The sequence below is a fragment of the Pseudomonas sp. 910_21 genome (genome assembly GCF_052850735.1).
In genome coordinates, this window is the sequence record NZ_VXCY01000001.1 from 95,576 (window position 1) to 119,805 (window position 24,230).

23 protein-coding genes are annotated in these 24,230 nt (G+C 61.5%); 10 read left to right on the forward strand and 13 right to left on the reverse strand.

Features of this window, described 5'->3' with window-relative positions:
- Positions 1-28: 28 nt before the first annotated feature.
- The 7 genes from FW796_RS00465 to FW796_RS00495 all read right to left on the reverse strand — a co-directional run bounded on the left by FW796_RS00465 (position 29) and on the right by FW796_RS00495 (position 8,402).
- Positions 29-1,597 (reverse strand): flagellar hook-associated protein 3, encoded by a 1,569-nt coding sequence (locus FW796_RS00465; RefSeq protein WP_346632009.1) that lies wholly within the window; start codon positions 1,595-1,597, stop codon positions 29-31.
- A 13-nt stretch (positions 1,598-1,610) separates the two neighbouring features.
- Positions 1,611-3,662: a flagellar hook-associated protein FlgK gene (gene flgK / locus FW796_RS00470; protein WP_346632010.1), complete on the reverse strand. Its 2,052-nt coding sequence runs from the start codon at positions 3,660-3,662 to the stop codon at positions 1,611-1,613.
- 10 nt (positions 3,663-3,672) lie between these two features.
- Entirely contained in the window at positions 3,673-4,938 is a 1,266-nt protein-coding gene (gene flgJ, locus FW796_RS00475; RefSeq protein ID WP_346632011.1) for a flagellar assembly peptidoglycan hydrolase FlgJ, read from the reverse strand.
- Between the two features lie 10 nt (positions 4,939-4,948).
- Entirely contained in the window at positions 4,949-6,058 is a 1,110-nt protein-coding gene (locus FW796_RS00480; RefSeq protein WP_123723934.1) for a flagellar basal body P-ring protein FlgI, read from the reverse strand.
- 15 nt (positions 6,059-6,073) lie between these two features.
- Positions 6,074-6,769 (reverse strand): flagellar basal body L-ring protein FlgH, encoded by a 696-nt coding sequence (gene flgH, locus FW796_RS00485; RefSeq protein ID WP_011059951.1) that lies wholly within the window; start codon positions 6,767-6,769, stop codon positions 6,074-6,076.
- Between the two features lie 61 nt (positions 6,770-6,830).
- Positions 6,831-7,616 carry a flagellar basal-body rod protein FlgG gene (gene flgG, locus FW796_RS00490; protein ID WP_102864053.1) on the reverse strand — a complete coding sequence of 262 codons (786 nt, stop codon included), beginning with the start codon at positions 7,614-7,616 and terminating at the stop codon, positions 6,831-6,833.
- A 45-nt stretch (positions 7,617-7,661) separates the two neighbouring features.
- Positions 7,662-8,402 (reverse strand): flagellar basal body rod protein FlgF, encoded by a 741-nt coding sequence (locus FW796_RS00495; RefSeq protein ID WP_102864054.1) that lies wholly within the window; start codon positions 8,400-8,402, stop codon positions 7,662-7,664.
- Positions 8,403-8,735: 333 nt separating this feature from the next.
- Between FW796_RS00495 and FW796_RS00500 the strand changes: the two genes are divergently transcribed.
- Positions 8,736-9,602, forward strand: coding sequence for a hypothetical protein (locus FW796_RS00500; RefSeq protein ID WP_346632012.1), 867 nt, complete (start codon positions 8,736-8,738; stop codon positions 9,600-9,602).
- Positions 9,599-10,321: a TylF/MycF/NovP-related O-methyltransferase gene (locus FW796_RS00505; protein WP_060838116.1), complete on the forward strand. Its 723-nt coding sequence runs from the start codon at positions 9,599-9,601 to the stop codon at positions 10,319-10,321. The genes FW796_RS00500 and FW796_RS00505 overlap by 4 nt, the downstream gene beginning before the upstream one ends.
- Positions 10,322-10,375: 54 nt before the next feature.
- Here the strand turns inward: FW796_RS00505 and FW796_RS00510 are convergent, their stop codons facing one another.
- On the reverse strand, positions 10,376-11,938 hold the full coding sequence (locus tag FW796_RS00510; RefSeq protein WP_123392028.1) for a sigma-54-dependent transcriptional regulator: 1,563 nt from the start codon (positions 11,936-11,938) through the stop codon (positions 10,376-10,378).
- 305 nt (positions 11,939-12,243) lie between these two features.
- Here FW796_RS00510 and phhA point away from each other — a divergent pair, with 305 nt between their 5' ends.
- The 6 genes from phhA (at position 12,244) to FW796_RS00540 (ending at position 16,574) form a co-directional block, all read left to right on the forward strand.
- Complete coding sequence (gene phhA / locus FW796_RS00515) at positions 12,244-13,035, forward strand: phenylalanine 4-monooxygenase (protein ID WP_123723930.1); 792 nt, start codon at positions 12,244-12,246, stop codon at positions 13,033-13,035.
- A gap of 69 nt (positions 13,036-13,104) precedes the next feature.
- On the forward strand, positions 13,105-13,461 hold the full coding sequence (locus FW796_RS00520) for a 4a-hydroxytetrahydrobiopterin dehydratase (RefSeq protein ID WP_007930096.1): 357 nt from the start codon (positions 13,105-13,107) through the stop codon (positions 13,459-13,461).
- The gene (locus tag FW796_RS00525; protein WP_404938701.1) at positions 13,461-14,651 is read left to right on the forward strand and encodes an amino acid aminotransferase; all 1,191 of its coding nucleotides are present in this window, start codon (positions 13,461-13,463) and stop codon (positions 14,649-14,651) included. Before FW796_RS00520 ends, FW796_RS00525 begins: the two co-directional genes overlap by 1 nt.
- Before the next feature lie 202 nt (positions 14,652-14,853).
- Positions 14,854-14,985, forward strand: coding sequence for a hypothetical protein (locus FW796_RS00530; RefSeq protein WP_258009278.1), 132 nt, complete (start codon positions 14,854-14,856; stop codon positions 14,983-14,985).
- Positions 14,986-15,074: 89 nt separating this feature from the next.
- A complete protein-coding gene (locus tag FW796_RS00535; protein WP_346632015.1) occupies positions 15,075-15,257 on the forward strand; it encodes a hypothetical protein in 183 nt (60 codons plus the stop codon).
- A gap of 117 nt (positions 15,258-15,374) precedes the next feature.
- Positions 15,375-16,574: an MFS transporter gene (locus tag FW796_RS00540; RefSeq protein ID WP_446438885.1), complete on the forward strand. Its 1,200-nt coding sequence runs from the start codon at positions 15,375-15,377 to the stop codon at positions 16,572-16,574.
- On the opposite strand, the gene arfB is transcribed toward FW796_RS00540, so the two are convergent.
- Both arfB and FW796_RS00550 read right to left on the reverse strand, forming a co-directional pair.
- Complete coding sequence (gene arfB / locus FW796_RS00545; protein WP_011059943.1) at positions 16,571-16,984, reverse strand: alternative ribosome rescue aminoacyl-tRNA hydrolase ArfB; 414 nt, start codon at positions 16,982-16,984, stop codon at positions 16,571-16,573. The genes FW796_RS00540 and arfB overlap by 4 nt on opposite strands.
- Before the next feature lie 201 nt (positions 16,985-17,185).
- On the reverse strand, positions 17,186-18,607 hold the full coding sequence (locus FW796_RS00550; RefSeq protein ID WP_404938699.1) for an amino acid permease: 1,422 nt from the start codon (positions 18,605-18,607) through the stop codon (positions 17,186-17,188).
- A 1,027-nt stretch (positions 18,608-19,634) separates the two neighbouring features.
- Between FW796_RS00550 and FW796_RS00555 the strand changes: the two genes are divergently transcribed.
- Positions 19,635-19,772: a hypothetical protein gene (locus tag FW796_RS00555; RefSeq protein ID WP_178116200.1), complete on the forward strand. Its 138-nt coding sequence runs from the start codon at positions 19,635-19,637 to the stop codon at positions 19,770-19,772.
- Between the two features lie 63 nt (positions 19,773-19,835).
- Positions 19,836-20,801: a leucyl aminopeptidase gene (locus FW796_RS00560; RefSeq protein ID WP_446438886.1), complete on the forward strand. Its 966-nt coding sequence runs from the start codon at positions 19,836-19,838 to the stop codon at positions 20,799-20,801.
- A 172-nt stretch (positions 20,802-20,973) separates the two neighbouring features.
- Here FW796_RS00560 and rluB read toward each other — a convergent pair whose 3' ends face one another.
- The 3 genes from rluB to FW796_RS00575 form a co-directional block, all read right to left on the reverse strand.
- Complete coding sequence (gene rluB, locus FW796_RS00565) at positions 20,974-22,164, reverse strand: 23S rRNA pseudouridine(2605) synthase RluB (protein WP_346632020.1); 1,191 nt, start codon at positions 22,162-22,164, stop codon at positions 20,974-20,976.
- 266 nt (positions 22,165-22,430) lie between these two features.
- Positions 22,431-23,441 (reverse strand): SMC-Scp complex subunit ScpB, encoded by a 1,011-nt coding sequence (gene scpB / locus FW796_RS00570; protein ID WP_446438887.1) that lies wholly within the window; start codon positions 23,439-23,441, stop codon positions 22,431-22,433.
- Between the two features lie 12 nt (positions 23,442-23,453).
- A complete protein-coding gene (locus FW796_RS00575; protein ID WP_185073381.1) occupies positions 23,454-24,152 on the reverse strand; it encodes a segregation and condensation protein A in 699 nt (232 codons plus the stop codon).
- Positions 24,153-24,230 lie beyond the last annotated feature (78 nt).

A 24,230-nucleotide genomic window follows, 5' to 3' on the forward strand; every position in this document is an offset into this window, starting at 1 on the left:
CTCGAGCCGCAGCCCGAACGCCATGTTCTCAGACCTTGTTGAACAGGCCGAGCTGGGTGATTTTGCTGAAGGCCAACTGCGAGGCCTGCAACATGGTCTGTTGCAGGGTCAGGCGAGTCATGACTTCGGCCGGATCGGAATCACTGATGGCAGAACGGGTGGTGACGTTGGCTGCCGACAGACTTTCGTTGATTTCGTTCTGGGTAGCCAGAGCCGAACCACGACCACCGATGGAGCTGATGCCGATGGACAGCTGATCAACACCGCTGGCCAGGTTGGCCATCCCCGACGCGAGGTCGGCCAGCTGCTTCTGGGTCGCCAGGACGTTACCGTCGGTGGGTACGTTCAACGCGTTTTTCAACTGACTCACGGTGTCCAGGACGTTCTGGGTTTCGTGAGTGTTGACCGCCACGCTGAACTGATCGTTGGCGGCCGGCGAAGGAGCGCCCGTCAGGGTGAAGCTCACACCTGCCGCGGTGGCGATATTGCCCGGGCCTACCACACCCGAAGACACCGGTTTGCTGTCTGCCGTCAGCGGCGCGGCATACAGATCGAAGTTGGTGGCGCTGGTGAACTTGAGCACTGCAGAGCCACTCGGGAACGTCGAGTTGTAAGCCACCGGATCAGTCACGCTGGTGGCTGAGACCTGAGTCATGCTCGGGTTGCCCGGAGAACGCGCAACGTTGAAGGTGTCCGGCTTCGAGGCCAAGGTAAAACTATGCCCCGGCAGCACCGTGTTGGCGACATCGCCGGACTTGAGATTGATGTTCAGGTTCAGATCGACACCACGGAAACTCACGGTCTGGTTCGGCGAAGTGCCGACCACGCCGCCCTTGCTGGCCTCGGCAGTCACATCGTTGCCGCTGCCATCGAGGATCTTCAACTGAGTACCGCTGACGAACGACACGGTATAAGGCTCGCCAGCGCGGAACTGGCTGTTGTAGGTGCCGCTGTTGGTCATCTGGCCATTGGACAGGGAAACCCGTCCATCATCCACCGCCGGCGAGGTCATGGTGACCTGGCTACGACTGGTGTTGAGTGCCTGCTGGAACACATCCCAGCCAGTGCTGTTGGCAGCCATCATCATGGTGTCGCCCACCGGCAGCTTCAGGCTGCTCTGGTCACCGTTGTAGCTGTAGGTGCCATCGGAGTTGCGGCTGAACGGCGGAACGTCGTCCTTGGAACCACCGAAGAGATACTTGCCGTTTTCGTCCTGAGAGTTCATCAGGCTCAGCAGTTGCTCTTCGATCTGCCCCAGCTCGGAAGCATTGGCCTGCCGGTCAGCATCGGTGTAACCGGCACTGCCGGCGCCAGTGGCCAGTTGCTTGGCCCGGTCCAGGACGTTGTTGATGCTGGTCATCACCGACTCGGCCTGGCCCAGAGAAGCCTTGATCGAGTTGCTGTTGGCCTTGTACTGATCAAGCAGGGAGGCCTGCTGACCCAACTGCAGCAGGCGGGCAGCGCCCACCGGATCGTCGGCGGCGGTCTTGACCCGGACCAGGCTGCTGGACTCTTCGCCGCTCTTGATTGCGTTGGAAAAGTTCTTCTGATAATTGGCAGCCGAAGTCTCGTAAAACTGGGCGGTGGAAATGCGCATGGGCTACGACTCCTTAAAGGCTGTTGATCAGCGTGCTGAAGGTTTCCTGCGCAGCCTTGATGATCTGCGAAGACGCTGTGTAGTACTGCTGGAACTTGACCAGGTTGCCGGTCTCATCATCCAGGTTGACCCCGGACAGCGAGTCGCGGGCGCCCTTGGCGTTGGCCAGGATGGAACCGTTGGCAGCGCTGTCGAGCTTGGCCTGGCTGGCCTTGGCGCCGACGTTCTCGATCAGCTTGCCGTAGGCATCCACCAGGGTGATGCCCTTGCTCGCCGAACCGGTGTCAACGGTCTGCTTGGTCTGCAGACCCGACAGCGTCAGGCCGTTGCGGTTATCGGAAGAACCGGCGCCATTCACCGAAATGTTCATGTTGTCGCCGGCATTGGGCGAACCGGCAACGGTCATCTGCACCGTGAAGGTCTTGGTCACGGGTGGCGTGCCACCGTCGGTGATCGGGTTGCCGCTGGCATCGAGCATCTTGACCTGCAGGTTCAGGACATTGCTCTGCCCCGGCACGATAGAGCCGCTGCCCATCTTGACGCCCTTGGCGTCAAAGTAATCGTAGGTCTGGCTGCCGCCGGACGCCGCGTTGAACACCACCTTGACCGGGCCGGAGTTCTTCAGCGCCGTCTGCATCTCCAGCTTGCTGGCAGTGTTGTAGCTGTCGATCGGCACCGCCAGGGACGGCTGCGCAGAGATGCTCAGGGAGCTCTTGACCCCGGCACCAATCTCGGCCTTCAACGGCGCAGCCAAAGCCAGGCGCTTGGCGTCAGTCATTTCCGTCTGGATAGTGGCCGCCGCATTGCGGGTCGGGGTGATCTTGAAGCTGTCACCAGCGGCCACCGTGCCATTGAGGTTCAGCGAGAAACCGTCGATCACTGGCGCCGGGCTGGTCGTGGTGCTGAAGGTGCCCATGTCCTTGCCGTCGGAACGCTTGACGGTGTAATCCGTGGCACTGCTGAAGGTCACGGTGTAGTCACCGGTGCTCAGCTTGCCGGTGTCCTTGATGGTCACATCGAAGTTGCCCGAGCCTGCGCTGTTGGCGGCGCTGGCCATACTGCGCTGACTGATCATCCGCAGGCTGTTGATGTCGTTGAACAGGTTGCCGCCGAACTCACCGTTCTTGTCGATGCCCTGGGCCATCTGGCTGTTCATCTGGTCGGCAACCACCAGGGCCACGCGCCCCAGCTCGTTCATGGCCGGGTCCAGCACTTCACTGCGATAGCGCAACAGACCACCAATCTCGCCACCGGTGGTGACGTTGGTGATGTCCACGGTGCTGGTGCCGCGATTGAGCTGCAGCATGGAGCGCGTCGGGTCGTTCTTGCCCTGCACCACTTCCAGGGTGTTGGCGGAGTTGCCCATCACCAGCGGCTGGCCACTGCCCAGGTACAGGTCGAGGCTGGAGCCACGCTCCGACACCTGAACACCGATAAAGGTCGACAGCTGGCGTACGGTTTCGTTACGGGCGTCCAACAGGTCGTTGGGCATGCCGTTGCCGTTGGTCGACAGTTCGGAAATCTTCTGGTTGAGCTGGGCAACGGTATTGGCCAGCTTGTTGACCTGATCGGCCATGCTCGCCATGTTGCCGTTGATGTTGCTGTTCTGTTCGTTGAGCTGGCTGGACACCGAGTTGAAACGGTTGCTCAAGGCCTGGGTGTCGCTGAGCAGCAACTGCCGGGAGGCCTCATCGGTAGGCTTGGCGTTGAGGTTCTGCAGAGAAGCGAAGAACTTGGTCAGGGCGCCGTTCATGCCGGTGCCATTGTCCGACAGCAACTGGTCGATCGGGCTGATCTGGCCCTGGTAGGCCGCAACGTCACTGTTGAGGGACGTGGCAGTGCGCAACTGGGCATCGAGGAAGCTGTTGTACACCCGGCGTACGTCCGCCAGGGTGGTACCGGTGCCGATGAAGACATTGCCGAATTGAGCAGAGGCCTTGGTGCCCTGCACGGTCTGCTGGCGCGAGTACCCGGCGGTGTCGGCGTTGGCAATGTTGTTACCCGTAGTCACCAACGACGTTTGGCTGGCGGCCAGCCCCGACATCCCAATATTGAGCAAACTCATGATTCAGACCTTATAAATTCGTGGAAACGCCCGCCGCAGCGTAGTTCTGGTAGTTCTTCATCTGCTTGGCTATCTGCGAAATCTTGCTAGCGTAATCCGGGTCCGTTGCATACCCGGCTTTTTGCAACTCGCGAACAAACTGTTCTGGTTTATCGGCAACCTTCAGCACTTCTTGATAGCGATTATTGCTCTGCAGCAAGGTCACCAGATCGTGGAAGCTGTCCTGGTAGGAGTCATAGGAGCGGAACGCCGCCGTCTCCTTGACCATCTGCCCATCGCGGAACTCGCTGGTGATCGCTCGCGCCTGTGCGCCCTGCCAACTTTTGTTGGCCTTGATACCGAACAGGTTGTGACTGCTGCTGCCATCCTGCTGACGCATCACCGATTTACCCCAGCCCGTTTCCAGCGCGGCCTGGGCCACCAGGTAACGCGGATCGATACCGATGCGCTGGGCCGCCTGCTGCGCCATCGGCAACATGGTGGCGACAAAATCATCTGCGGAACTGAAGGCGCGCTTGGCCGGCGCCAACGGCGGCTGAGCCATGGCCCGGCCATACACGCGCATCTTGCCCTGGGACGCGGCGTAGCCCTGATTGACCCGCCACTCGCCACGCAGCACCGCATCGGCGGCTGCACTATTGCGGGCAGGCGCCAGGTTCTGGGTAGAGGCGTCAGCAGTCGCACCCGCCGATGGCACGATACCGGTCAACAGGCGATCGGTAAGCTTGCTCGGCAACGACAGGCGCCGCTGATTGAGCAACGCCATATCGTTATGCGACACCGTGCTGCGCAATGGGTCCTGGGCACGCGAGGCCCACATTGGGCGCTGGCCATTGACCCGACTCAGCGGCCCATCCTGGGCGGTGGTACCGGCGGCAATCGGGGTCGGAGTGGCCACCGGCGCCGCGGCCGTCAAGGCCGTGTGGGTCGCACCCGGTTGAGCTGGCTTGTTCTTCATCATCTGGCGCATCAGCACATTGGCCAGGCCGATACCACCCCCCTCGCGAGACAGGGACACTGCCAGCTGCTGATCGTACATGTCCTGATACTGCTTGGCGGCCGGGGTATTGAGCGGGTTGTCCTGACCAATGACATCGGTGGCCTTGCGCATGGACTTGAGCATTTCATTGAGGAACAGCGACTCGAACTCCTGCGCCACCTTGCGCACGTTGGCTTCGCCGTTCTTGTCACCAACCTTGAGTTGCTGCAGGCGATTGAGGTCGGAATAGGACCCGGAATCGCCACTGCCGATCAATCCACTCTTACGTATATCCATGGCCGTCACCTCAAATCACGATCAGGTCGGCTTGCAAGGCGCCGGCCTGTTTCAAGGCTTCGAGAATCGCCATCAGGTCGCCTGGAGCGGCTCCCACCTGGTTCACCGCACGGACGATTTCGTCCAGGGTGGTGCCCGGGCCGAATTTGAACATCGGCTTGGCCTCCTGCTGGGCATTGACCCGCGAACGGGGAACCACTGCAGTCTGGCCGTTGGAGAGCGGACCGGGCTGGCTGACGATCGGGTCTTCGGTGATGGTCACGGTCAGGCTGCCGTGGGTCACCGCTGCCGGCGACACCTTGACGTTCTGGCCAATGACGATGGTGCCGGTACGGGAGTTGATGATGACCTTGGCCACCGCCTGCCCCGGATCGATTTCCAGGTTCTCCAGGATCGACAGGTAGTCCACGCGCTGGCTTGGGTCCAGAGGCGCGGTGACCCGGATCGAACCGCCATCGATGGCCTGGGCCACACCCGGACCGAGCATGTCGTTGATCTTGTCGACAATGCGCTTGGCAGTGGTGAAGTCCGAACGGTTAAGGTTCAGGGTCAGGCTGTTGCCCTGGTTGAAACCGCTGGGTACGGCGCGCTCCACCGAAGCACCACCGGGAATGCGCCCGGCAGACGGTACGTTGACAGTAATCTTCGAGCCGTCACGCCCCTCGGCATCGAAACCGCCCACCACCAGGTTGCCCTGGGCAATGGCGTAGACGTTGCCGTCGATACCCTTGAGCGGGGTCAGTAGCAGGGTGCCGCCACGCAGGCTCTTGGAGTTACCGATGGACGAAACGGTGATATCCACCTGCTGACCCGGCTTGGCGAAAGCTGGCAGATCGGCACTGATGGACACTGCAGCGACGTTCTTCAACTGCACGTTGCCGGAACCGGCCGGCACCTTGATGCCGAACTGCGACAGCATGTTGTTGAAGGTCTGCAGAGTGAACGGGGTCTGGGTCGTCTGGTCGCCGGTGCCGTTAAGCCCGACCACCAGGCCGTAACCGATCAACTGGTTGGAACGCACGCCGGAAATACTGGCGATGTCCTTCAACCGCTCGGCCTGAACGCCGAGGGAAGTGGACAGCAACAAGGCCGCCGCCATCAGGTGTTTGAAGTTGAACATGAGGCTTCTCATCACCTAGAAAGGGAACAGCGGACTGAGGAAGAAACGATCGAACCAGCCAGGCTGGTTGGCATCGGCAAACGAGCCGGTGCCCGAATAGGTAATGCGTGCATCTGCCACTCGGGTCGAAGACACGGTGTTATCCGTGGCGATATCGTCCGCCCGCACCAGACCTGCAATCCGCACCAGCTCATCGCCAGTGTTGAGGGTCATCCACTTCTCGCCGCGCACCGCGATGATGCCGTTGGGCAGTACATCGGCCACGGTAACCGTGATCGAACCGGTCAGGCTGTTGCTCTGCGCGGCCTTGCTGTCGCCCTTGGTGGCGCGATTGCCGCTGTAGCCGGCATTCAGGGTCAGGTCGCCATCGCCCAACGGGTTGTTGGTGTTGGGTACGGCACCAAACAGCGAGGTCAGGCCGATGCTGTTGGAGCTGGTCTTGGTCAGGGCCGAGTTGGCACCCTTACTGGCGTTGGTCCGCTCGTTCAGGGTGATGGTGATGATGTCACCGACCCGGAACGCCTTGCGGTCGCTGTAGAGGTTCTGCTCGAAGCCGGCCTGATAGATCGAACCGTTGTTGGACGCGGAAGGCAGCGGCGTGCGCGGCAACACCGGTGCGTAGTAAGGGTCATTGGGCTTGGGCGGCGGGGCAACACAGCCCGCGAGCACGGCACTCCCACTCAGCGCTAGAACACAAATAAACCGATTCATGACCCTTCCTCACGATGTTGCCGGTGCGCCACTTCAGACCCGTGGCGACCTCAAGACTTGATTACAGCTTCTGCGTTATGAACGAGAGCATCTGGTCCGCGGTGGAGATCACCTTGGAGTTCATCTCGTAGGCACGCTGGGTGGTGATCATGTTGACCATCTCCTCAACGGTGCTGACGTTGGACGCTTCCAGGGTGTTCTGCAGTGTGGTGCCGAAGCCGTTGAGGCCCGGGGTACCGATTTGCGGCGCGCCGCTGGCGGCGGTTTCCAGGAACAGGTTGTTGCCCTGGGACTGCAGGCCCGCCGGGTTGATGAAGTCGGCGGTTTGCAGGTTGCCGATCACCTGGGAAGCCGGGTTGCCGGCGATGGTGATGGATACGGTGCCGTCCTGACCCACGGTGAAGGTCTGCGCGTCGTTGGGCACGACCACCGCAGGCTCCAGGGCGAAACCGCTGGCGGTGACGATCTGGCCGTCGGAGTTGAGGTGGAAAGTACCGTCACGGGTATAGGCCGTGGTGCCATCGGGCTGCAGGATCTGGAAGAAGCCACGGCCATTGATGGCCAGGTCCAGAGGCTGTTCGGTGGTCTGCAGGCTGCCGGCAGTGAAGTTCTTCTGCGTACCGACGATGCGCACACCGGTACCGACCTGCAGGCCGGTTGGCAGTTCGCTGTCCTGAGTCGACTGAGCACCGGGCTGACGCTTGATCTGGTACAGCAGGTCCTGGAACTCGGCGCGATCACGTTTGAAACCCGTGGTCGAGACGTTCGCCAGGTTGTTGGAAATAACACTCAGGTTGGTGTCCTGGGCGGACAGACCGGTTTTGGCAACCCATAGAGCCGGAAGCATTCGATTCTCCTCTCGCGCCTGTTTTACGGCGCTAGATACTGGTAATTAGCTGATCTGCAAGACCCGAGCCATGGCCTGGTCGTCTTCTTTGGCGCTGTTCATCATCTTGACGTGCAATTCGAACTGGCGGGACAAGGCCAGCACCGCGGTCATTTCTTCCACGGCATTGACGTTGCTCGACTCCAGGAAGCCCGACACCAGCTGCACATTGGCATCGGCAGGCGCCGGCTGGCCGTCCTTGGTCTTGATCGACCCGTCCAGCCCCTTGGTCAGGTTCTTGATATCCGGATTGACCAGCTTGATGCGATCGACCTCAGCCATGACCCGCGGACCTTCACCCATGGCACGAATGCTGATGGTGCCGTCCTGGCCGACTTCGATCTTCTGCTCGGGCGGCACGGCGATAGGACCGCCATTGCCCATGACTGGCATGCCGTTGCCGGCACGCAGCACGCCCAGTGCATCGACATTCAAGCTGCCGGTGCGCACATAGCTTTCGCTGCCATCCGGGCTCTGTACGGCGATCCAGCCTTTGCCGCTGACGGCCACGTCCAGGTCACGACCGGTCTCCACCATGGAGCCGGGAGTAAAATCCGTTGCTGGCCGTTCGCCCATGGCAAAGGCCCGCGCCGGAAAACTGTCACCAAACACCGGCATCGCGCGCGCCTGCTCCAGGTCGCGCTGAAAACCGTTGGTGGAGATGTTCGCCAGATTGTTGGCATGAGCCTTTTGCGCCAGAGCATTCTGGCTGGCGCCGGTCATTGCCACATAAAGGTACTTGTCCACAATCGTTCCTCATCTGCCGGACGTTTGCCGCCCCACACTGTACTGAGCATGGCGTAAGCAATTTCTACACCAACTTTCACTGACAGCAACGCTCCCCATGCGGGCCGGGGCTTTGCCGCGAGCAACGGGATTTTCAGGGCGGAACGAGAGACGAAAAAACGGCGGACTTATGCCGCTAACGGCAAGCATCGGTCGCATGACGCGGATCAGACCCGCCCTCCGGGCCGGAGACTTTGTGAACAGATCTTGCAAGGCACAGTGACTGGCTATCGCGACTTCAGTTTGCGGGGGGGTGGCCGACACCTAAGCCAGTGACTGCCAAGGAGAACCACTTTGAACCTGTACCTCAATCAGCTGCGCAAGACAGCTGACTTCAAGGACGCCATCTATTCCGGGGATATCTTCCTGGACACCGACCTGGCCACCGCAAAAGACCTCTGCGGGTTCGCCAAGGAAAGCATCACCGCGGCGTTTGATGGTGAAACCAACCACCAGGCTTTGCACACGATGATGCCGGTGGAAGAGTTCGTCAGCCGGGTTACCCGACTCAAGGGCCAGTTCACCAACAGCCAGCGCGTCAAGGATCTGATCCTTGGCTTCATTCACGAGATCGGCATCGATCCTCGGGACTACATTTTCGACGTACCGCGCCTGCGGGTCGTGCCCAACTACGACTACCTGCACGCCGGCGTCAGCTACGCCTACAAACCCCATCGCGACAGCTGGTACGGCAGCGTGGACTGCCAGATCAACACCTGGATGCCGGTCTACACCATCACCCCGGACCAGACCATGATGATCAACCCCAGCTACTTCGAGAAGCCGGTGGCCAACACCTCGAAAGACTGGAGCCTGAAGGACTGGATCAGCAACCAGCGGCACAAGGCCAAGGACAACCTGACCGAAGAAGTGCGGGTCCACCCGGTGCCCGTGGAGGCGATCGACGACAGCTCCGAGCTGCGCATCGCCGGCAACTCAGGTGAGATGCTGGTGTTCTCCGGCTCGCACCTGCACGGCACCGTCCCCAACCGCACTGACCGCACCCGCTTCAGCGTGGACTTCCGCCTGATGCACCTCGAAGACCTGAAACACAACCGCGGAGCCCCCAACGTCGACAGCGCCTGCCCTGACGTCGGCTCCGGCTTCAAAGACTACTTCCACGCCCACGACTTCTCGAATTTCCAAGGATTCAAGCCATGACCAAACGTCGCCTTACCCCCGCCGAAGCCGAATACAACGAAACCCGCGCCGGCGTACTCAAGCGGGTCGACGCCGAGTACGTTGCCGACGCGCCCTTCGTCTTCGCCAACCGCATCAACGTCACCGCCGCGCTGTCGCGCATGGAGCTGTTCAAGAAGGTCATGGATGTACCAGGGGCGATCATCGAGTGCGGCGTGTACAAGGGCAACTCGCTGATGCTCTACATGCACCTGTCGATGATCCTCGAGCCCTATGCCATCAACCGCTCCATCGTCGGCTTCGACACCTTCGAAGGCTTCACCAGCATCAACAAGGACGAGGACCCGGCCGACATCAACGAAAGCATGTTCTCCGACACCGACCAGTCGCTGATCCAGGACATGATCGATGCCAACGACCTGCTGCGTCCGGTGAACCGCATCCCGCGCTGCGAGCTGGTCAAGGGCGACATCTGCAAGACCGTGCCGGAATTCGTCAAGTCGCGCCCGGACCTGGTGGTGGCCATGCTGATCCTCGACACCGACCTGTACGAACCGACCAAGGTCGCCCTGGAAACCTTCCTGCCATACATGCCCAAGGGCGCCATCGTGGTCCTCGACGAAGTCGCCTACCGCAACTTCCCGGGCGAAACCAAGGCCCTGCGCGAAGTGTTCGACATGAACAAGATCGAACTCAAGCGCCTGCCTTTTGACTCCTGTGTCGGCTACTTCCATATCTGAAGACCGCCAGTCCCGAGCCAAACGAAAAGCCCCGCTTCATAAGCGGGGCTTTTTTCATTCCGGCGATTCCTTTCCGACCTCGTACTGCCGCAGCTTGTTGGCGATGGTGGTATGGGAAACCCCCAGGCGCTTGCCCAACTGCCGACTGCTGGGATGCTCGGCATAAAGGCTTTCCAACACGGCCTTTTCGAAGCGCCCGACAATCTGCTCCAGGCCGCCCTCCAGGGAAAAATCCCCCAGCGGCTGGCGGGCGCCATAGTCCGGCAGACGGATATGCTCGGCCTTGACCGTGCCGCCATCACACAGCGAGACCGCCTGAAACAGTACGTTCTCCAACTGCCGGACATTGCCCGGCCAGTGGTAGTGGCTGAGGCGCTCCATGGCCGCCGGAGCCAGCCGCGGCAGCGGACAACCGATCTGGCGACTGGCCTGATCGAGAAAGTGCTCCACCAGGGGCGTCAAACCGTCGAGGCATTCGCGCAGTGGCGGAATATGCAGGGACAGCACGTTGAGTCGGTGGTACAGGTCCTGGCGAAACTCGCCCCGTGCGCACAACTCGGACAGATCCACCTGAGTCGCGCAGATCACCCGCACATCCAGGTATACCTCCTCGTCACTGCCGACACGGCGGAAGCAGCCATCCTGGAGGAAGCGCAGCAACTTGACCTGTAGGCGCGGGCTCATCTCGCCCACACCATCGAGAAACAGGGTGCCACCGGCCGTCAGCTCCAGCAGCCCGAGCTTGCCCTCGGCCCGAGCCCCTTCAAAGGCCCCGGGGCCATAGCCGAACAGCTCGGTCTCGGCCATGGATTCCGGCAGCCCGGCGCAGTTGAGGGCCATCAGCGGCGACTGGCCCCGAGGGCTGGCCAGGTGGCAGGCGCGGGCCAGCAACTCCTTGCCGGTGCCGGTCTCGCCTTCGATCAGCAGCGGCGCATCCAGTGGCGCCATGCGTCGGGCTTCCCGCACCACCGCCGCCATGACTTTCGAGCTCTGGAAAATACTGTCAAAGCCCCGCAGTTCCTGCTTGCGCACATTGTAGATACGCTCCCCTACCCGATCCGCCCGGTGCAGGGTCAATACCGCGCCGGCCATGGCTTCGCTGTCATCGTGTTCCGATTGCAGCGGGGCGATATCCGCCAGGAACACGTCGCCCTTGACCTTGACCCGCAGCCCGTTGATCCGCGACTGGTTGGCCCGTACCAGCTCCGGCAAATCGAAATCCTCGGCGTAGCGTGACAGTGGAATCCCCGGCACCTCATCCACCCGCACGCCCAGCAACTGCGCCGCCGCCCGGTTCGCGGCCACAATGGAGCCGCCCATATCGATGGACAGCACCGGGAACTCCAGGGCCCCCAGCAGCGCATTGAGCTCCATGTGCCGACGCTCGCTGGGCATCAGCCCGACCCTTTTGACGCCAAACACCCCGGCGATGGATTCGAACTTGGGGCGCAACGCCTGGAACTGCAGGTTGATGAGGTTCGGGCAGTGCAGATAGATGGCATTGCCATGCTCGCCACCTACCTCGCCCCGAGCCACGTTGATCCCGTATTCCACCAGCAGATTGAGGATGTCCCGCAGGATGCCGATGCGGTTCTGGCAGTGAACTTTGATACGCATGAAGAAAGCCCCGAAGCGGATAATGGAGGGCATAAACGCCGAAAGCCGACGCTTTTGACGCCGGCATTTGCAAACTTTCTGCGGGATGGCGCAGATAATCGTCAAGATTATGTGACAGCAAAGGGCTTTTTCAAACCGGAAAACCCACAATACTTGGGAGCCCCAGGCAAAATCGTAACGATTAGTTTACAAAATGACGCTCTACGCCCCTCCGCCACCGGAGGCCAACTGCTGCAAAGCGTCGCACCCTGGGGTATCACTGGGGTCACACATAACAAGAACGCATCCCCTGGCAGGAGAGCAGCATGAAGCAGACGCAGTACGTGGCCCGCGAGCCCGACGCGCAAGGTTTTATCGACTATCCACCCGAAGAACACGCGGTGTGGAACACCCTGATCACGCGCCAGTTGAAAGTGATCGAGGGCCGCGCGTGCCAGGAGTACCTGGACGGCATCGACAAGCTCGGCCTGCCCCACGACCGCATTCCGCAGCTGAGCGAAATCAACAAGGTCCTCGGCGAAACCACGGGCTGGCAAGTGGCCCGGGTGCCGGCACTGATTCCTTTCCAGACCTTTTTCGAACTGCTGGCCAGCAAGCGCTTTCCAGTGGCGACCTTCATTCGTACCCGCGAAGAACTGGACTACCTGCAGGAACCGGACATCTTCCACGAGATCTTCGGCCACTGCCCGCTGCTGACCAATCCCTGGTTCGCCGAATTCACCCACACCTACGGCAAGCTCGGCCTGCAAGCCACCAAGGAGGAGCGTGTCTATCTGGCGCGCCTGTACTGGATGACCATTGAGTTCGGCCTGGTGGACACACCGACCGGACGGCGCATCTACGGCGGTGGCATCCTCTCCTCGCCCAAGGAAACCGTGTACAGCCTGTCCGAAGAGCCGGAGCACCAAGCCTTCGACCCGCTGGAAGCCATGCGCACGCCTTATCGCATCGACATCCTGCAACCCATCTACTTCGCCCTGCCCAACCTCAAGCGCCTGTTCGACCTGGCCCATGAAGACATCATGGCCCTGGTTCATCAAGGCATGCAGTTGGGTCTGCACGCACCCAAGTTCCCGCCAAAACCCAAGGCGGCCTGAGCAGCCCGCCCTCGCGGGCGGCTGCGAAAGATAGTAACTTCCAACAAGAATCGAACTCAGGAACACACCATGACCGCTCTGAACCAAGCCCATTGCGAAGCCTGCCGCGCCGATGCCCCTCAGGTCAGCGACGAAGAACTGCCGGTACTGATCAAGCAGATCCCCGACTGGAACATCGAAGTTCGCGACGGCGTGATGCAACTGGAAAAAGTCTTCCTGTTCAAGAATTTCAAATTCGCCCTGGCCTTCACCAATGCCATGGGCGAGATCTCCGAGGCCGAAGGCCATCACCCAGGCCTGCTCACCGAATGGGGCAAGGTCACCGTGACCTGGTGGAGCCACTCGATCAAGGGCCTGCACCGTAACGACTTCATCATGGCGGCCCGCACCGACGAAGTGGCCAAGACCGCAGAGGGACGCAAGTAATGCATTTCGATGCCATCGGCCGCGTACCCGGCGATCCGATTCTCGGCCTGATGGAGGCCTACGCCAACGATCCCAACCCGCGCAAGTTCGACCTCGGCGTGGGGGTCTACAAGGACGCCCAGGGCCTGACGCCGATCCCGCAATCGGTGAAGCTGGCGGAGCAGCGCCTGGTAGACCGCCAGACCACCAAGACCTACATCGGCGGCCACGGCGACGCGGCCTTCGGCAAGGTGATCAATGAACTGGTACTGGGCAGCGATTCGACACTCATCGCCGAACAGCGCGCCGGCGCTACCCAGACGCCGGGCGGCACCGGAGCCCTGCGCCTGAGCGCCGACTTCATCGCCCAGTGCCTGCCGGGCCGCGGCGTTTGGTTGAGCAACCCGACCTGGCCGATCCACGAAACCATCTTCGCCGCAGCCGGGGTCAAGGTCAGTCACTACCCCTACGTGGGCAGCGACAACCGCCTGGACGTCGAGGCCATGCTGGACACCCTGAACCGGGTGCCCGAGGGCGACGTGGTGCTGCTGCACGCCTGCTGCCACAACCCCACCGGTTTCGACCTCAGCCAGGCCGACTGGCAACGGGTGCTGGAGGTGGTTCGCAAGCGCAACCTGCTGCCGCTGATCGACTTCGCCTACCAGGGCTTTGGCGACGGCCTGGAACAGGATGCCTGGTCGGTGCGGTTGTTCGCCGCCGAACTGCCGGAAGTGCTGATCACCAGCTCCTGCTCGAAGAACTTCGGCCTGTACCGCGATCGTACCGGGGCCCTGATTGTCTGTACCCGGGATGCGGAAAAGCTCCTGGACGTGCGCAGTCAACTGGCCCATATCGCCCGTAACCTGTGGTCCACGCCACCGGATCACGGGGCCGCAGTGGTCGCCACCATCCTCGGCGACCCGGAGCTGAAAAGCCTCTGGGCCGACGAAGTGGAAGCCATGCGCCAGCGCATCGCCCAACTGCGCGCCGGCTTGCTGGAAGCCTTGCAGCCCTACGGCCTGGCCGAGCGCTTCGCCCACATCGGCGTGCAACGCGGCATGTTCTCCTACACCGGCCTGAGCCCGTCTCAGGTCAAGGAACTGCGTGAACACCACAGCGTGTACATGGTCAGTTCCGGCCGGGCCAACGTCGCCGGAATCGACGCTTCGCGCCTGAGCCTGTTGGCCGAGGCGATCGCTCGGGTCGTCTAAAAGTAGAGTGCGTGCTTGCCGGCGCGGGTGGCCTTGAGGGTGCCTTCGCCGGCAAGCCGGTTCCTGCTGCGGCGTTGCCCTTTCATCCCAAAATCGCGATAAAAATCTTTTTGTCATTTCCAGTGCTGTATCCTGCCCAGGCTTTTTAAAAGCGCGGACCTACCCAGCGATTTAAAAAACAGACTTTGCGAGGAGCAACGACATGCATGAGATTCCGAATCTCCCCTTCCCAAGCCTGCACGAAACTGAGCAGACAACCACGCCACAAGCCAGTGCTGAAAAGCCTGTAGTGCAAGAAGCCGCCGACAGCCGCAAGGCCGACAGCGAAGACTGAAAAAGAGCTGTAACCAGACCGTGTGGAAAGCGCTACTCAAGCGCTTTCCACACCGCCTGAATCCTCACCCCCCGAGCCTCTGCCGAACCATGACCGACTCCTTCAGCGAAACCCAGGCCAGCGTACTGATGGGTACTGCGGAAAAAATGATCGAGGTCTGGAATCGCCTCAGTCCGGAAAAACAGGCCGCCCTGCTGGCCCGTTTTGGCACCCAGGAAAACGCCCTGGCCGCCCTGGTCACCACCCATCTGCTGAACGCCAAAGACGCCTGATTCAATCCATCAATCAGGAAAGTTCTGAACAACGCGTCGATTTCTCCCCCTGCATTCCCGTCTACATCGGTATCATAAGCAGCCTATCTATTTAGCTGTCGCAGTGGACCCATGCCCATGCCAGATACCCAGCGCCCCTTGGCGGTCACGCTGCAAGTCGTCTCCATCGTCCTGTTCACCTTTATCGGCTACCTGAACATCGGCATTCCCCTGGCGGTACTGCCGGGCTACGTCCATAGCGACCTGGGATTCGGTGCGGTGATCGCCGGCCTGGTGATCAGCGTGCAATACCTGGCCACCCTCCTCAGCCGCCCCTACGCCGGGCGCATCATCGACAACCTGGGCAGCAAGCGTGCTGTCATGTACGGCCTGGCCGGCTGCGGCCTGAGCGGGGTGTTCATGCTGCTTTCCGCCTGGCTGCAGAGCCTGCCGACCCTGAGCCTGGTCAGCCTGCTGATCGGCCGCCTGGTACTGGGCAGCGCGGAAAGCCTGGTGGGATCGGGCTCAATTGGCTGGGGCATCGGCCGGGTCGGTGCACAGAACACCGCCAAGGTGATTTCCTGGAACGGCATCGCCAGTTATGGCGCCCTGGCCATCGGCGCGCCCCTGGGGGTATGGCTGGTCAATCGCCTGGGCCTGTGGAGCATGGGGGTAAGCATCATTCTGCTGGCGGTGCTCGGCCTGCTACTGGCCTGGCCAAAACTCGCCGCGCCGATAGTCGCCGGAGAGCGCCTGCCGTTCATCCATGTACTGGGCAAAGTCTTCCCCCATGGTTGCGGCCTGGCCCTGGGCTCCATCGGCTTTGGCACCATCGCCACCTTCATCACCCTGTACTACACGACCCAGCACTGGTCCAACGCGGTGCTGTGCCTGAGCCTGTTCGGTGCCAGTTTCATTGGCGCGCGCCTGCTGTTCGGCAACCTGATCAACCGCCTCGGCGGCTTTCGCGTGGCCATTGCCTGCCTGTCGGTGGAAACCCTCGGTCTGTTGTTGCTGTGGCTGGCCCCCGATGCCAACTGGGCCCTGGCCGGCGCGGCCTTGAGTGGCTTTGGCTTCTCTCTGGTGTTCCCGGCACTGGGCGTGGAAGCGGTCAATCTGGTGCCGGCCTCCAGCCGCGGCGCGGCGGTGGGCGCCTACTCGTTGTTCATCGACCTGTCATTGGGCATCACCGGGCCGCTGGCCGGGGCGATTGCCGCCGGCTTCGGCTTTGCCTCGATCTTCCTGTTTGCCGCCATCGCCGCGTGTTGCGGCCTGCTGCTGAGCCTGTACCTGTATTACCAGGCGCCCAAGCTGCGCAAGGAACGCGAGAACCGCTAAAAGTCCACCTTACCGCGGCCGGCCTTGATGCTGCCGCGCTTGGCCTTGGTCTCCAGCCGGCGCTTCTTCGAGCCCAGGGTCGGCTTGGTCGGACGACGTTTCTTTTCCACCTTGATGGCACTGAGAATCAGCTCGGTGAGACGCTCCAGGGCATCGGCGCGATTCTGCTCCTGGGTGCGGTACTGCTGGGCCTTGAGAATGATCACGCCGTCACTGGTGATGCGACTGTCGCGCAGCGCCAGCAGCCGCTCCTTGTAGAACGGCGGCAGGGACGAGGCCGGAATGTCGAAGCGCAAATGCACTGCGCTGGACACTTTATTGACGTTCTGCCCGCCGGCGCCCTGGGCGCGGATGGCGGTCAGCTCGATCTCGGCATCCGGCAGATGCACGTTGTTGGAAATCACCAGCATGGAACAGGAATCCGTCTTCAGGGCGCACAGGATACCCCCATTCTCCACGCTCTTGCGGGCCTCTTCGCTGGCAAGGCAGCGCCTGCAAGAGACAGCCCTCGCAGGAGCCGGCTTGCCGGCGAAGGCGATCTGCATGCCCAACAAAAATCACCGGCATGAAAAACCCGGCCGGAGCCGGGTTAGTCATTGCCGGGGCCGCGCTTACTTCAGCGAAGGGCTGGCCGCCTGCAGCGCATGCTGGGCACTGCGCTTGTTCTTGATCAGGTAGCAGACCCACATGAACACCACCCACACCGGGATCGCGTACACCGAGATCTGGATGCCCGGGATCATCAGCATGATGCCGAGGATGAACACCACGAACGCCAGGCAGACGTAGTTGCCGTAGGGGTACCACAAGGCCTTGAACAACGAGGTCTGGCCAGTGCGGTCCATGTGCTGGCGGAACTTGAAGTGCGAGTAGCTGATCATTGCCCAGTTGATCACCAGGGTCGCCACCACCAGGGACATCAACAGCTCGAGAGCGTGCTGGGGAATCAGGTAGTTGAGCACCACGGCAACGAAGGTCACCACCGCCGAAGCGAGGATCGACATCACTGGCACGCCGCGCTTGTCGATCTTGGCCAGGACTTTCGGCGCATCGCCCTGCTCAGCCATGCCCAGCAGCATGCGGCTGTTGCAGTAGGTGCCGCTGTTGTACACCGACAGCGCCGCGGTCAGGACCACGAAATTGAGAATGTGCGCGGCGGTGTTGCTGCCCAGCATCGAGAACACCTGGACGAACGGGCTGCCGCTATAGGCGTCGCCGGAGGCATTCAGGGTCACCAGCAGGGTGTCCCACGGGGTCAGCGACAGCAGCACCACCAGGGCGCCGATGTAGAAAATCAGGATGCGGTAGATCACCTGATTGATCGCCTTGGGGATCACGGTTTTCGGCTTGTCGGCCTCGGCTGCAGTGAAGCCGAGCATTTCCAGGCCGCCGAAGGAGAACATGATGATCGCCATGGCCATCACCAGGCCGCTGACGCCGTTGGGAAAGAAGCCGCCATGGGACCAGAGGTTGCTCACCGATGCCTGCGGGCCGCCGTTACCGCTGACCAGCAGGTAGCTGCCCAGGGCAATCATGCCGACGATGGCCACCACCTTGATGATGGCGAACCAGAACTCGGCCTCGCCGAACACCTTGACGTTGGCCAGGTTGATGACGTTGATCATCACGAAGAACACCGCTGCCGAGGCCCAGGTCGGCACATCCGGCCACCAGTAGTGCACGTACTTGCCGACCGCGGTCAGCTCCGACATACCCACCAGGATGTAGAGAATCCAGCAGTTCCAGCCGGAAAGGAAACCGGCGAAGCCGCCCCAGTATTTATGGGCGAAGTGACTGAAGGAACCGGCCACCGGCTCTTCGACAATCATCTCGCCCAGCTGGCGCATGATCATGAAGGCGATGAAACCGCAGATGGCGTAACCGAGGATCATCGATGGACCGGCGGATTTGAGCACCCCGGCCGACCCCAGGAACAAACCGGTACCGATCGCGCCGCCCAGGGCAATCAGTTGAATATGGCGATTTTTCAGGCCGCGTTTCAGCTCGCCCGAATGCGAGTTTTGTCCACTCATGAAAAGGTTCTCACGCAAGGTTTGATGATGTTTGCAAGACGTTGCCGCCCGGTGAAGGCTTAAGCGGCGCGGAGCAAACCCCAGCGCAGGCACCCGAAGTTCAGCGTTTTTCTAACGGTCATGCGTCACCTGTTTGTTTTTATCTGTGACGAAATCGAACCCACCACGCTCGTGACGCGGCGGAGTGAACAAGGTGGATAACCTTGAGTTTATTGGCCCGGCAGCAGTGTCTTCAGCGCCCTGGGAGCAGGCTGAAACACGCGGCGCAGACGCAAAGTGCGCGGGTACGCAGTTGGGTCACAGTTAAAACGCCGCGCATTGTACACCCCTGACCCCCTGCCGCCAGACACCGCTGTATCAGCGTGCCGGTAACCGGGATCCTGCGGGGCCTGCTCGATGCTCGGCATCGGCGGCGGAAATTTGGACGGACCGAGTGGGGTCGTCGATGAAGGTGCGATGACCATCGCCCTTCGAAGGGTGTCGGTGAAAGTCGGTTACGGCGTTCATTGCGCCTCCTTCTTGTTATGCACCTGTACGCAGGCAGGTGTGCATCTCACCTGCCTTGGCGCCCCGGAACAAGCGGGCCAGAGCCTCCACGGCCAGAGTGCCCGGCGCCCGGCGGCAGCTTTTCCTTACAGCATCCGGACCTTGGCCGATTCAGGGCAAAACACGGAAGATTTCGTAATATTTTCTTTACATCGCGTAACGTAAATTTGCCAAACCAGATCGACCAGCGCAGCGACTGCAAATTGACGCGCACACCCTCCGGCACCGGAAAAAGCCTTAGCTTTTTGTTTTCAGGCAATAAAATTTCGCCCTAAAAATAGAAAATAAAGTTCAGTAGAAAATAATCTAATTATTTTTTTGCACTTCAAAATGCCCTGAACTAGGTTTCCAGCCACTTGCCGGATGCCTCGTCCGACAAGTACGAGGAGTGGATGAACAGCCCTCGCAACCATCCCGTTCGCCGCTGTTGATCCGCTCCGCCAATGGACTGCTATGCCCTATGTCATCTAGGAGAGTCACCATGCAAACACTGGAACAAGACCTGGAAACCGAACTGCAACTGGACGATTGGTTCGAAGCGGCAACCCATGATGCGGCAGTGGAAATGATGCAGGCCGATGCGGTGGTGCCGTTCGGCACGGCGATGTGGCCGATGTAAGGCGCCCGGACCGGAGCAGGCCTCGGGCCTGCCCCGGTCACCTTTGTCCTCCAGGGAGGTTTTATGGACCAGACCCGCGCCATCCGCCATTTCCTGTACTACCTCGAACGCCATCCGGCCCTGAGCGGCGCACAGGCCTGGAAAGTGGTGATCGGCCATACCGCCGAATACCAGTCCATGGCCAACGCCATCATCGAACAGTCGCGCCAGGCCACGCCCCTGGCTGTCAGCGCTCTGCGCCTGGACCTGGAGCCGGCCGAACGCCTCGCCCAGGCGATCATCGACTGTGACCTGTACATCTTCTTCTACGACTCCTCGACCCTGCCCCAGCCACGCCCCGATGGCCCGGAATTCCTCCGCCCCCTACATGGCCTGATGGCCGAACACTGGAAGAAGTCCCTGCTGTTCAAGGATTACGGCGACTATTTCTACGACACCTTCAGCGTCGAACCACAACGCATCGCCGACCTCAATGCCACCTTGATCCGACGCCTGTCCCACGCCAGCACCCTGAGCTTCAGCGACCCCCAGGGCTCTTATTTCGAGGCCCCCCTGGACAGCGTGAAGAAGTGGACCGACATCAACGGCGTAGGCAATTACGACCTGGCGCCGGGTGAGATCGCCACCCACAGCGACGCGATCAATGGTCATGTGAAATTCCTCGGCACCTTCCTCAGCACCATCCCCTTTGCGCGCAAATACGGGGTGCTGCAGATTCCGCTGGAGCTGTGGATCGAGAACTCCAGCATCCGCCAGGTCGCCACCCAGGTGCCCGGGCTGGCCAATGACTTCAACAAGTACCTGGACGCCAACCCGTCGAACCGACGTATCGAGGAGCTGGGGATCGGCACCAACGAAGGGATCAAGTCCTTGTACGGACGCAACTCCGGCTTTGAAGAGCGCCATTGCGGCCTGCATCTGGGGCTGGGAGGCGGAGCCAAGGGCAGCCACCACCTGGACCTGATCTTCAGCGCCGGCGTGCTGACGGTGGACCACAAACCGGTGTTTGACGGCCAGTTCGCCTTTTAACTTCACCTTGTGTAGGAGCTGGCTTGTGTAGGAGCTGGCTTGCCAGCGAAAGCGATCATGAGCCTTGAGCAAGGCTCGAGAGCCTATTCGCCGACAAGCCGGCTCCTACGAAGCACCGGGCAAAAAAAAACGCCAACCCGGAGGTTGGCGTTTTTTGTCGGCGGGCCGAGGCTTATTCCGGCTTGCGACGACCGAAGCCAGGACGCTGGCCGCTACCGGCCGGGGCGCCACGGCGCTTGCCGGACGGTGCGTCCTTGTCCAGCACCAGGCTTGGACGCTTGGACTTCGGTGCAGGCTTGGCCGGACGCTTGGTGTCCGCCGGACGCTCGGCTACCGGAGTACCACGACCACTTGCCGGACGCGGTGCGCGTGGTCCGCGCTCGCCATCCTGACGGGCTGCCGGCTTGCGCCCTGGACGCTCGCCTTCGATCTGCGGCTCGCGGGACGCACGCGGGTTGGCCGGTGCACCATTGGCCGGGCGCAGGGTGCGTACACGCTCGCTCTTGCCCACCGGACGCGAGGATTTGCGCTGCATGCGCTCCAGCTTGTCCTTGGACTTGGCATTGAGCTGTGGCAGCGCCACCGGCGTCAGGCCGACTTCGGCGCTGAGCACGTCGACTTCGTACTGGCTCATTTCGCGCCAGCGCCCCATGGGCAGGTCGGAATTGAGGAACACCGGACCGAAACGCACGCGCTTCAGACGGCTGACCACCAGGCCCTGGGACTCCCACAGACGACGCACTTCACGGTTGCGACCTTCCATCACCACGCAGTGGTACCAGTGGTTGAAACCTTCGCCACCGGGAGCCTGCTTGATGTCAGTGAACTTGGCCGGGCCGTCTTCGAGCATGACGCCTGCCTTGAGGCGTTCGATCATCTCGTCGTCAACTTCACCACGGACCCGTACCGCGTACTCACGGTCCATCTCGTAGGACGGGTGCATCAGGCGGTTGGCCAGTTCACCGTCGGTGGTGAACATCAGCAAGCCGGTGGTGTTGATGTCCAGCCGGCCGATGTTGATCCAGCGGCCCTCTTTCGGACGCGGCAGCTTGTCGAACACGGTGGGGCGACCTTCCGGGTCGTCACGGGTGCAGATCTCGCCGTCGGGCTTGTTGTACATGATCACGCGGCGCACCGATTCGGCGGCCTCTTCGCGCTTGATCACCTTGCCATCGATGGAAATGGCGTCATGCAGGTCGACACGCAGGCCGAGGGTGGCCTCTTTGCCGTTGACCTTGATCCGGCCCTGGCTGATCCAGGACTCGACGTCGCGGCGCGAGCCGACGCCGATGCGGGCGAGGACTTTCTGCAGCTTCTCGCCGGCTGGACGGATTTCCTGGTCGTTCTGATCGGTATCGCTCATCTGGGCACCTCCCGGTGTGTCGCTTCAGGCTTGAGCGGCCTGAAGACGTGAAAACAGGTTCTCTGGCGAAGGGATCGCCAAAGGGTCGCGAATCATACGCTCATGGCGGCGGTTGCGCATCACAGACTAGTTGATAAGTCGCCGCCCTGGCTTTTTTCCGCCCACCGGTGCCCGCCACCTGCAGGAGTCGGCTTGCCGGCGAAAAGGCCCACAAGCCTTGCACAAAACCGGCTGACGCCTTCGCTGGCAAGCCAGCGCCTACACGGTCAGTCGTCCAGCAGGCGGCGTTCGTTTTCGATGGCTTCAGCCAGGGCCAGGGCTTCGGCCTCTTCTTCGCTCAGCTCAGGCTCAGGCTCAGGCTCCGAAGGCTCCAGGGCTGCAACGGCAGCCAGCAACTTGGCCCGAGCCTCGGCAACACCCAGCACATCGTCCTCGGCTTCAAACTGCGGCTCCTCTTCGGGCTCGACCGCAAACTCATCGGAGTCGTCACCAGGGATGCCAGGCTCGGCTTGCACTTCTGGGTGATCGAACACCGGCTCAGAGTTCCCAGGCTCAACCGCGCCATCACGATGCAAGTCGTCGAAGTCGGTCTTGATCCCCTCCTCCATAGAGTCCAGCTCCAGCAGCAGGGTATGGAAGCTGGTCTCCTCCTTGGGCTCTTCCGGCTCGGCGCTGGCATCGGCCAGTTGCTGCAGGTGCTCGGGCACCGGCACATCGTCGAACTCCAGCACCGGCTCGGCCTCGATCTCCCGCAGTTCGGCCAGGGGCGGCAGGTCATCGAGGTTCTTCAGGTTGAAATGGTCGAGAAAAGCCTTGGTGGTGGCGAACATCGCCGGTTTGCCCGGCACATCGCGGTAACCCACCACCCGAATCCACTCGCGTTCGAGCAGGGTCTTGACGATGTGGCTATTGACCGCCACGCCGCGCACATCCTCGATCTCGCCCCGGGTGATGGGCTGGCGGTAGGCAATCAGAGCCATGGTTTCCAGCATGGCCCGGGAATAACGCTGAGGCCGCTCTTCCCACAGGCGGCCAACCCAGGGGGCGAACTTTTCACGGATCTGCAGGCGATAGCCGGAAGCCACTTCCTTGAGCTCGAAAGCCCGTCCTTCGCAGGATTTGCCCAGCAGGGTCAGGGCCTTCTTGAAGACGGCCGGGTCCGGCCGCTCGGCTTCTTCAAAGAGCTCGAACAGGCGCTCCAGGGACTGGGGTTTTCCCGAGGCCAACAGAAAGGCTTCGAGCAGGGGCGCCAGCTCGCGGGGTTCATTCAGGTTCATGATTTAAGCTCGTTATTCGGCTCGCGCCCGTACGTGGATGGCCGCAAAGGGCTCATTCTGCACCAGCTCGACCAGGGATTCCTTGACCAGTTCGAGAATCGCCATAAAGGTCACCACCACTCCCAGGCGCCCCTCTTCTGCCGTAAACAACTCGACAAAGGGCACGAAACCGCCGCCCTTGAGGCGCTCCAGCACATCACTCATGCGCTCGCGGGTGGACAAGGCCTCGCGGCTGACCTGATGGCTTTCGAACATGTCGCCACGGCGCAGCACCTCGGCCATGGACATCAGCAACTCTTCCAGGGCCACATCCGGCAGCAATTTGCGCGCCCGGGCCTGCGGGGCGTCGAGCTTGGGCACCACGACGTCGCGACCGACCCGGCTCAGGCCGTCGATGCCTTCGGCGGCGGCCTTGAAACGCTCGTACTCCTGCAGGCGGCGAATCAGCTCGGCCCGGGGATCGTCCTCTTCTTCTTCGATCTCGGCGGAGCGCGGCAGGAGCATCCGTGACTTGATCTCGGCCAGCATCGCCGCCATCACCAGGTACTCGGCGGCCAGTTCCAGACGCACCGACTGCATCAGTTCCACATAGCCCATGTACTGGCGGGTGATTTCCGCCACCGGGATGTCGAGGATGTTGATGTTCTGTTTGCGGATCAGGTACAGCAGCAGGTCCAGCGGGCCTTCAAAGGCTTCGAGGAAGACCTCCAGGGCATCCGGGGGAATGTACAGGTCCAGGGGCATTTCCATGACCGCCTGGCCGTAGACCGTGGCGAATGGCAGTTCCTG